At 49.0% G+C, this 2,557-nt stretch carries 1 protein-coding gene; it reads right to left on the minus strand.

From position 1 onward, the window contains the following. Positions 1-2,292, minus strand: a 2,292-nt coding sequence (locus Q0072_RS02145) for a hypothetical protein (protein ID WP_298325038.1), incomplete at its 3' end; no start/stop codon positions are given. Between the last annotated feature and the right edge of the window lie 265 nt (positions 2,293-2,557).

A 2,557-nucleotide genomic window follows, 5' to 3' on the forward strand; every position in this document is an offset into this window, starting at 1 on the left:
ACCGACCTTATCGTTACCTCCGTATGTCTTGATAAGGTCATTACCATCGGCGCCGAACAGGCTATCGTTGCCATCTGCGGAATAGATCTTGTCATCCTTCGCCGTCGCCGTGTTATCCAGGGCACTCATCGACAAAGCAGAATACGGCGCATTCAGTCGCATCTGATAGGCCTGCATCAACGTCGCTGCCCATCCAACCGTGAACGGTGTGTCAGGTGCCTGACTCATCAGGTAATTGATTGTCTCAGCATTCTCCAGATAGAAGTGGTAATCCTGGGCTGTCTGCAAACGGGCGCCCAAGATATTGGTAGAGAGAATGTAATCATCACCCAGACGGGCACCGGCTTTGCCGGTTTTCATCGCCGTATCGAACTTCCAGGAATTGATGGCCCGGAGCTGAGTAAGGTCCCCACCCTGAAGGACCATTTTTGACATCTCGTACTCCACAGCGGCACTGACAATAACTTTTATATCATTGCTGTGAACTTTATCGCCATTCGCGGAACGTATGACCTGGAATGCATGGCTATGATAGCCAATGGATGCATGATTGTATCGTTGCCCTTTCTCCAGCACACTGGTGAAGGCCGAAACATCAGCACGAGAGTCACTAGCATCTATTACACTGTTGATATAAGTCGTAAAGGCGTCACCGGCTGCATCTGCGACCTTCCTCAACTCTTCAAGTACCTTGTTGGACGCATTGTTGCGGTCCCAGTGCTGCTGCGAACCGGCGAAATCGGTTTCCAATAGACCACTCACCGGATTGAAGACCGTATAGTTGACCCCAACCGGATCCGGCGTGAACCATTGGTCAAGCACCCCAAATGACAATGCGTCAAGCAATTCATACTTTGCAGATCCCCAAAGGTAACCGATTGCACCAAGGATCTTGCCGATAAGGCTGCCAATGAAGGGGCCAGCCACAGTCGTTCCAACATATTGACCTATAGCTTGCGCTGCTATGGCGTGCATTTCCGCAAAATATCCCTCGTATCTGTTATCTATTGATACGATTTTACGCGTCGATGAAAGCAATTCATCCACATAGTTGTTTCCAAAATACTGTATTGCCAGATCCGTTACAAAGGCAGTAACAGATCCTATGTTCATTCCATTACTAACAATCGCGGCAAAACCTTCCGCATTGACCGGACCACCTGAGAGGGTATCAAGAAAATAGTTAGTAAGGCTCTGCCCGGATCGCGTAAAAACATACTTTTCGAACCCTTCAAGATTCAATCTCTCCGCAGCCTCTGCGACCAGAAACTGGCCGACTCCTTTGAATGAGGCCGGCTTCCACCCGTCCTCAATATTGATATCAAAAGTCTTCAGGGACTTTTCGAACAATGTTGCAAGTATGGGTTCATCGCCCTGATCCCCTCCCAATAGACTGTCCATAAGGCTGCCTTGGCCACCGCTGGCAAAGTATACGGAAATTGTTCTGCCAAGTTCCCGACCAACGGAAGTGCCAATTTTCTCCTGAAAGAAGCCATTTCCCGCAATCAAGGCACCTAGGCGCGAACCGAATGCCTCGCCCAACTCGCCAGCAACAGTCTGGGTACTTAAATCGACTTTCTCAATAAATTCAGCAGAGAAAGTTGAAGAAAAAACGACCACACCGATATTTTTTAGAACAGCTTCATATGGATTGCTGGGCACCAGCTTGTTGAACTCACGTATAATCCAACCATCGGATTTCGCATACTCGGTCTTCTGTGCTGCCAATGCTTGATCGCGCGCCTCAATGACTTTTTGGGATGCCGCCTTCAAAGTAGCATCAGAGGCACCTTGCCTCACCAGAGCCTGATATTCCGCGCCTGCCCGCCTGTAGGCATCGGCATATTTCAGATTGGCGTCCTGCTGAAGAAGATCATGCGTCTCTGACGCAGCATCAAAGGCCGATCTGGGCGCCAACGCGCGGGGCTTGATATAAAATTCGCCGTCTGGACTACCATTCACACCCGGACTAAATCGGCTAAATTCCTTATTAAATTTCGTCCAGTCAGATTCCTTTGTCAAATCATAGTCTTGAAAATTGAATGTTGGACTCAGCTTGCCTCCACCAAAGGCTGCCCCTGTATAATTTCCTGTTCGCCCGTACTTCGCAATCGTATCCACAAAGCCCAGGCCCGACGTATCTGCATCAGGTAGAAGCGGATATATTGGTCCACTTGGATCAATTTTTAGCTGAGGACCCCACTTCCCTCCCACAGCAGAATAGGCATTTACTTTATCTTGAACTTCCTTATGAATCTTTTCAAGCAGTGCTAACTTTTCGTCCGTCGCCATAGCCACATTCCCCGCTCACCCGAAAGACGTATTCACTCATGATTTTGTCTTATAAATTACTATCTGGCTATGAAAACGTCCATTTTTAGCTTGCAGAAGAATCACGTTATACGGCGAACACCGGTCACCGACAGAACAGTCAACCTCCTACCACCGTCATGAAGTATAAACTCATCGGCGCTTTAAGCTTTGGCCGGATGAGCCGCCAGATGTAATGAGGATACTCACCGCCACTCACTTCCCGTACCGCGCCACCACCGGCGCA

The organism is Asticcacaulis sp. (assembly GCF_027484505.1).
In the GTDB taxonomy this organism is placed as follows: Bacteria; Pseudomonadota; Alphaproteobacteria; order Caulobacterales; family Caulobacteraceae; genus Asticcacaulis.